Genomic DNA, 7,247 nt, shown 5'->3' with positions numbered 1-7,247 from the left:
TGGCCATGTGCACCAGCGGCACATCGTGCCCCGCCGCGCGAATGCGCTTCAGCGTCCGGCGGAACGCCCGCAGTTGTCCGCGGCACGACCGCGACTCCGGCTCCTCGGCCCTGGCGAAGTGGGACATGACTCCTTGCAGCCTGACGGCCTTGAGCCCGTCCAGCTCGGGCAGCCATTCCTCGATGGCGTCCGGCAACAACCCCAGCCGGCCCATGCCGGTGTCCAGCTTGAGGTGGCAGGGAATCCCGGCGCCGTGCTCCACGCCCACGGCATCGAGATGCCTCAGGAGACCGAGACTCCCAACGACCGGGTCCAGGGAATACCGCACCAGGGCGGCCGCGTCGTCGGGGCAAAGACTGCCGAGAACGAGGATCGCGGCATCGATGCCGGCTTCCCGAAGCCGCGCGCCTTCCGCCACCGTGGCGACACCCAGGCGGCCGACGCCTTCGGCGCACAAGGCGCGCGCGGTCTCGATGTCGCCGTGGCCGTAGGCGTCGGCCTTCACCACCGCGAGGACCTCCACGCCGGGGCCGACGAGCCGGCGCACCGTGCCCAGGTTGGCGCGCAGGGCCGACAGGTCCACCACACAGCAGGTACCCGCGGCTTTGTCGATGGGAGACACTCGGGCGTGTCAGGAGACCTTGGCGCCGGGCGCGATGTGCTGCTCCGGCGCCAGGATGACGAGTTGGTCGTCGGTGGATGCTGCCAGGATCATGCCCTGGCTCTCGATGCCTCTCAGCTTCGCGGGCTTCAGGTTCGCCACCACCACGAGCTGGCGCCCCGTCAGCTCCTCCGCGCTGTAGTGGCCGCGGACGCCGGCCACGAGCTGGCGCTCTTCCGAGCCCAGGTCCACCTTGAGCACCATGAGCCGGTCGGCGTTGGGATGGGGCTCGGCGCTCGTGACCGTGCCGACGCGCAAGTCCAGGTTGCGGAAATCGTCAATCGTGATGGTCGTGTCCAATGGAATGAACGTGGACCGCCTTATCGGTCGTCGTCCGAGCCGCCCCACCAGCGCCGTCTCACGGCGTAGGGGTTGGGGTGCGGCAGGATGAACAGTTCGGTGCTCTTGGGGAGCATCTTGCGCGTGAGCACGAGCCGGGAATCGGCTTGCGGGCGCACCGGATAGCGGCCGTTGATGTGGGACGCGAAGTACTCGGCCTGGTACGGGTTGTCGTAGTGCATCGGCAGCACGATGGGCGGCTTGACCTGCTCGATGACCTTCACGAGGTCGCCGAAGCCCAGGTTGTTGCGCGCGTCGATGGGGACCATCATGACGTCTACCCGGCGCAGCAGCTTCACCTGCTTCTCGGTGAGCAGGTGGCCGATGTTGCCCAAGTGGGCGAGGCACAGGCTGCCCATCTCGAAGACGAAGATGGAGTTGGCGATGCGGCTGAAGTCGTAGCTGCGGGCGCTGGGCAGGTTCACCACCACGATGTCCCTGACCTTCCGGCGCACCGGCTGCCAGCGCTGGTCCAGCGTGATGCCGCGCAGCACCAGCGGCTCCCCGCGCACGGCCTCGACGTTGTTGTGCGTGTAGTGGTCGTTGCTCACGGTCACCGCGTCGGCGGTGATGCCCGGGGTCACGTCGAAGTTGGGGTCGGCCACCACCCGGGTGCCGGTGCCCGAGCGGATGGCGAAGCTGGAGTGGCCAAACCAGCGCACGCTGTACTGGCCGAGGCCGATGTCCGCGTCGCCGGGGGCGGTGGCGCCGGCAAGCATGCCGACGGAACGGGCCAGGTGGGGTCCCGCATCGAGGGTCTTGACCACGTTGGGATTACAGATGGCGACGGCGGCCTGTGCGCTCAACAGCACCGCCAGAACGAGCACGATTCCGGTAAACACGCGCCTTGACATGGCTTCCTCCCGAGTGGCCCCGGCCGCGGGCATCAAGAGCACATCTCGCACGTACCGTAGAGGGAAAGCTGGTGGGACGTCACCGTGAAGCCCGTCTCCGGCGACAGCACCGGTGCCGCTTCGTCGCTACGGTCCAGCGTGACATCATAGACCTTTCCGCAGCTTTCGCAAATGAAATGCGGGTGCTTTTTCAGCAGGGGGTCGAAGTGCTGGGTGCGGTCGATGGTGAGGATCTGCAGCTTGCCGTCGGCGGCCAGCTTCTGGAGGTTTCGGTAGACCGTGCCGAGGCTGATGTGCGGCATGTCCCGCCGCACCCGCTCGTAGATCTGGTCCGCGGTGGGATGCGACATCTCGCCCTTCACGGCCTCCCAGATCACCTCAAGCTGTCGCGTGCGTCTCGTGGACATGAACGATCCCGCGGTCCGCGGGCTCACGCCGCGCGCAACCGCCGGAGCTACCCCAAGTCCCTGAGCAGCTCCGCCTTGGTGGCCTCGCCCAGCACGGCCTCGGCGTGGTAGTTCTCGTGGTCCACCACGATCCGGGCATCCGCCTCGCGCAGCGCTTCCACGTCATCGGGGGCGAGGCCGAAGGTGACGTACTGCACCGCGCTGATCTTGTCTTCCTTGCTGCGCCCCTCCTCGAAGCCGGCGCGGACCGAACGGCCGGTGCCCATGCACAGGAAGACGCGCTCGTCGATGCCGAGGAACTCGAGCAGCGCCTCGCGCAGGTTGGTCTGGTCCTCGATCTCCAGGAAGAGCGTCGCGCGCAGCTCTCCGGCGCCCGGAATGAGCTCGTTGTAGACGTCGATCTCCTCGCGGATCTTGTCCAGGTCGCGGATGCTCTCGGCCCGGAGCATCTCCTGTATCTGGAAGATCACCGTGGCGCGGTTCTCGAACACGAGCGATACCTTGTCGCCCACGGACACGCGCCGGCGCTTCTTGAGGTCGATGATCTCGCGCCGGAAGGCGTCGCGCTTCTGCTCGTAGGCGCCGGCGCCGACGATGTCGTTCAGGGTGACCTTTTCCATGTGGCTGCGTCAGCGAAAGGACCTTGCCGCCCCGCCCACGCGGGCCTGAACCGGGAAACGGGGCGGCAAGACTCCGGTTTGACGGATCAGACGCGGATCAACCGGCGTCCGCGGGATCCTTGCCGGCGACGGCCTGCAGGCCCTTGTTGAAGCGGCCGGCGTGGGATTTCTCGGCCTTGGCCAGGGTCTCGAACCACTCGGCCAACTCCTCCAGGCCCTCGTCCCGGGCGGTCTTGGCGAAGCCGGGGTACATCTCGGTGTACTCGTAGGTTTCGCCCTCCACCGCGGACTTCAGGTTCTTCTCGGTGGTGCCGATGGGAACGCCGGTGCAGGGGTCGCCGACTTCCTTCAGGAAGTCGAGGTGACCGAACGCGTGCCCCGTCTCCGCCTCGGAGGTGTCGCGGAACAACCCGCCCATGTCGGGGTATCCCTCGATGTCCGCCTGCCGGGCGAAGTAGAGGTAGCGACGATTGGCCTGGGACTCGCCCGCGAAGGCGTTCTTCAGGTTCTCGTGGCTCTTGGTGCCGTTGATGCTTGCCATAGGTGTCCTCCTTATCAGTAATAGTTCCGATTAGTACCCAATGGCGCCCTACGAGTCAAGCCCGCGCGTCAGCTAGTCGATGACCTGGTCGGCGGCGGTGCCGCGCATTCAGAAGTAGCCCTCCTGCTTCTTGCGCTCCATGGAACCTTCCCCGTCATGGTCGATGACGCGTCCCTGGCGCTCGGAGTGCGTGGCCGTCAGCATCTCGCGGATGATGGCCGGCACGCTGTCGGCGCCGGACTTGATGGCGCCCGACAGCGGATAGCATCCAAGCGTGCGGAAACGCACCCGCTTCACCTCGGGCTCCTCGCCGGGTTCGAGCTTCATGCGTTCGTCTGCCACCATGATCAGAGTTCCCGAACGGTGCACCACCGGGCGCGGGGCGGCGAAGTAGAGCGGCACCACGGGGATGTTCTCCCGGTCGATGTAGTGCCAGACGTCCAGTTCGGTCCAGTTGGAAAGCGGGAAGACGCGCATGGACTCGCCGTCCCGGAGGTGGGTGTTGTAGAGGTGCCAGAGCTCGGGGCGCTGGTTCTTGGGGTCCCAGCGATGGGTCCGGGTGCGCAGCGAGAACACCCTTTCCTTGGCCCGGGACATCTCTTCGTCGCGCCGCGCTCCCGCCAGGGCGGCGTCGAAGCGGTACTTGTCCAACGCCTGTTTCAAGGCCTGGGTCTTCATCACGTCGGTGTGGAGCGCGGAGCCATGCGTGAAGGGATTGATGCCCCGGGCGACGCCTTCCTCGTTGACATGGACGATGAGCTCCATTCCGGTCTCCCGCGCCGTGCGGTCGCGGAACTCGTACATCTCCGGAAACTTCCAGGTGGTGTCCACGTGCAGCAGCGGGAAGGGCGGCGGCGCGGGATGGAAGGCCTTCTGCGCGAGCCGCACGAGCACCGAGCTGTCCTTGCCGATGGAGTAGAGCAGGACCGGTTTCGAGAACGCGGCCGCCGCCTCGCGCAGGATGTAGATGGATTCAGCCTCGAGCTCGTCGAGATGGCCGAGGCCGACGGGACCGGCCATGCCAGCGGTTTTACACTGTGGTGGTGTGGATGTCCACGGCGCCGGATCGAGGTCATGCCGGAAGGAGTTCCATCGCCAAGGGGCGTTGCAACTTACCGGATTTCCTCGCGAATCATATCAGTGCTCCGCTCGAATACCGGGTTTCTCCGATTTCTTCCGACCGGTTGGAAATTGGCCGTGGTGTATGCCACAGTCGAAAGTGGAGGGACGCGCCGGACGCCGGGACTGGCCCATGACACCTCCACGCGACGGCGCTTCGACCATGAACGAATCTGGCGGCATTCTCGGTGAAGAAGGGGTCGCTGAGCCCGCCCGGCCCGGGACAGTGGTGTTCGATGGCCTTCGAAGCGAACTCGCCCGCCTGCTGATACGCAATCTGCTCCTGAGCCTCCTCACCCTCGGAATCTATCGATTCTGGGCAAAGACACGCGTCCGGCACCTCCTCTGGCGCCACGTCAAGATCCTGGGCGAGCCTCTGGAGTATCTCGGCACGGGAACCGAGTTGTTGATCGGGTTCCTGGTCGTCATCGTGTTCTTCGCGCCGGCCGCGACCGCCTATTCGTATTTCGTTCAGTTCCTGATCCCCTGGGAGATCCCTTTCAGCGGAATCGCCATGCAGCTCTTCTACTACGCGGTGCTTGCCTTTCTCATTCAGGTGGCCGTCTATCGCGTGCGCCGCTATCGTCTGACCCGTACGGCGTGGCGTGGCGTGCGGTTCGGGCTCCACGGGTCGGCCTTCAAGTATGCCGCCATTTGGCTGCTGTACGGTCTCATGACCGTGGCGACCCTGGGTCTGGCCTATCCCTGGCTGCGCATCGCCACGGCCCGCTACTTCGCCAACAACGTTCGGTTCGGCTCCGTCAGCGTCTTTTTCGATGCGGGCGCGGGCGGGTTGTTGCGGCGTTGGCTGACGGTCGTGGCGCCTGGTCTCGCGGCCATCGGGCTTTTCGTCGCCGTGAACGGCGAAGGCTTCGAAGCCCTCGGTTCCCTGTGGAACGCGTTGCGGGAAGGCAATGTCATTGCGAATCCCGCGCCATTGGTCCTGTTCGTGGTGCGCAAGTTCGATCTCATGCCGCTGTGGCTCGTCGTGCTGAGCCTTTCCCTGTTTGTCTGGTACCGCGTTGGAGAGTTCCGCTATTTCGTCGGCGCCATGCGCATCGGCGAGACCCGGCTGAGCTCCAGGATGAACACGCCCGTCGTCTATGGAGTCTATTTCGCGTTTCTCGTCGTGGTTGTCGGCGTCGCGCTGTTCCTGCTGATCGGGGTGCTCGGCGGCCTGATCGGCGTCCTCAAGCTGAACGAGGTAACGGGTAGCCAAGTGGTCTTCCTGATGACGACGGCCGTGCTCCTGGCCATCTATTGGTTCTATGGCTTTATCCGGATGCTGTTGGTCAAGGTCACATTGTTGACGAACATCTGCGGAACGCTGAGCCTCGAACGGCACGAGGCGCTGGATCGAACGGTCCAAGGCGACGGCCGCGCTTCCGAGGCATGGCGAGGGACTGGCCGATGCCCTGGATGTGGGTGGGCTTTGACAGGACACCAGGATGAGGTTCGCCGCCAACTACTACGACGGCATCGTGGCCCGGTCACAGCCGGCGGTCATCGCGATCACGGATGTGGGCATCATCATCTTCGCCGTGCACGGGGCCATGCTGGCGCACTGGCCCGCCGAGCGCGTGATCCTGGCGGAGCCGCCGCGTGACGGCGAACCTGTGCGGATCGGGCTGGACGGTACCACCGCCCGGCTGGTGGTCGACGATCCGGGGGTGGTCGAGACGCTGGAGGGGGTGGCGCCCCGGCTCTATCGTCGGGTGCGTCTGTCATGGGGAGGCCTGGCCCGCATCGTGGGGTGGGCTGGAGCCGCCGTGGGGTCCCTCGCGTTCATCCTCCTGGTCGTCGTGCCTTCCCTGTCGGAGCAACTGGCGGCGGTCACTCCGCACACCGTCAGGCAACGCATCGGCTTCATGACATTGCGGCAGCTCACCCGTCTCGCCGAGATAGACAAAAGCGGACCGCCTCGGCACCGGCGGGCGTATTGCAGCGATGCCGAGGGACGAAACGCCCTCGAGGCGATGGCGCTGCGCGTCACGGCGAACATGCCCGAGACGCCGTCCTTGCGCCTCGTCGTGGTCAACACGAGGCTGGACAACGCGTTCGCCCTGCCCGGCGACATCGTCGTCTTGACCAAAGGGCTCATCGACAACGCCCGGAGCGCGGAGGAGGTCGCCGGCGTCATCGCTCATGAAATCGGCCACATCCACTACGACCACCCGATCCAGGGTTTGTACCGCACGGCGGCCGTCTCGATCGTGGTGGGCCTCGTGACCGGCGACGTGGCCGGGGGCATCCTGATCACGGGACTCGGCCGATGGGTGCTCAACAGCGGCTACTCCCGCATAGCCGAGCGACAGGCGGACGACTATGCGCTGGAACGCTTGTATGCCGCGGGAATCGATTCCAAGGGGTTCGAGGAGTTCTTTACCCGGGCGCTCGCGGAGCAGGCGAAGGGTGAAGGCGCGCTTTCCGGTTTCCTCTCGACCCATCCACTCACCCGCGAACGTATCGAAACCGTGCGCCGTGCCCCGCGCGCCGCCGGAAAGGTGTTCGGCGGCGACCACCACCTGGAATGGCGGAGACTCCGTCTCATATGCTGGAGTACACGGGCCGCGCCGTCGCCGATCAGGATCCGCTGAAGGAGCGGCCCGTGGCGGTCGTAGTGTCCTGTCTGGTCAATTCGCACCACAATCTGCTTGTCTTTTTCGCCGTCGGCGGCGTTGCTCTTCCTCGCGTGGTGCCCGCCAC

General features: G+C 65.8%; 9 protein-coding genes. 2 read left to right on the top strand and 7 right to left on the bottom strand.

The features are described 5' to 3' along the window. From OXU42_07275 to cysD, 7 genes are all read right to left on the bottom strand, one after another. Positions 1–622 (bottom strand): alanine racemase (locus OXU42_07275; GenBank protein ID MDE0029183.1); only part of this gene is annotated, 622 nt, incomplete at its 3' end. 9 nt (positions 623–631) lie between these two features. Then, positions 632–961 carry a methionine--tRNA ligase subunit beta gene (gene metG / locus OXU42_07270; protein MDE0029182.1) on the bottom strand — a complete coding sequence of 110 codons (330 nt, stop codon included), beginning with the start codon at positions 959–961 and terminating at the stop codon, positions 632–634. Between the two features lie 20 nt (positions 962–981). Further along, entirely contained in the window at positions 982–1,854 is an 873-nt protein-coding gene (locus tag OXU42_07265) for an MBL fold metallo-hydrolase (protein MDE0029181.1), read from the bottom strand. Between the two features lie 32 nt (positions 1,855–1,886). Continuing rightward, positions 1,887–2,261, bottom strand: coding sequence for a transcriptional repressor (locus OXU42_07260; protein MDE0029180.1), 375 nt, complete (start codon positions 2,259–2,261; stop codon positions 1,887–1,889). Between the two features lie 47 nt (positions 2,262–2,308). Then, positions 2,309–2,881, bottom strand: a complete 573-nt coding sequence (locus tag OXU42_07255; GenBank protein ID MDE0029179.1) for a DUF3501 family protein — start codon at positions 2,879–2,881, stop codon at positions 2,309–2,311. A 97-nt stretch (positions 2,882–2,978) separates the two neighbouring features. Beyond that, a complete protein-coding gene (locus OXU42_07250; protein MDE0029178.1) occupies positions 2,979–3,422 on the bottom strand; it encodes a rubrerythrin family protein in 444 nt (147 codons plus the stop codon). Positions 3,423–3,530: 108 nt separating this feature from the next. After that, on the bottom strand, positions 3,531–4,442 hold the full coding sequence (gene cysD, locus OXU42_07245; GenBank protein MDE0029177.1) for a sulfate adenylyltransferase subunit CysD: 912 nt from the start codon (positions 4,440–4,442) through the stop codon (positions 3,531–3,533). A gap of 262 nt (positions 4,443–4,704) precedes the next feature. On the opposite strand from cysD, the gene OXU42_07240 reads away from it, so the two are divergent. Then, entirely contained in the window at positions 4,705–6,147 is a 1,443-nt protein-coding gene (locus tag OXU42_07240) for a DUF898 family protein (GenBank protein MDE0029176.1), read from the top strand. Between the two features lie 370 nt (positions 6,148–6,517). After that, a complete protein-coding gene (locus OXU42_07235; protein ID MDE0029175.1) occupies positions 6,518–7,138 on the top strand; it encodes a M48 family metallopeptidase in 621 nt (206 codons plus the stop codon). Positions 7,139–7,247 lie beyond the last annotated feature (109 nt).

This window comes from Deltaproteobacteria bacterium, from assembly GCA_028818775.1.
Classification (GTDB): domain Bacteria; phylum Desulfobacterota; class Binatia; order UBA9968; family JAJDTQ01; genus JAJDTQ01.
Note: the sequence above shows the minus strand (reverse complement) of the source record. Positions and strands in the feature narration are given on the sequence as shown.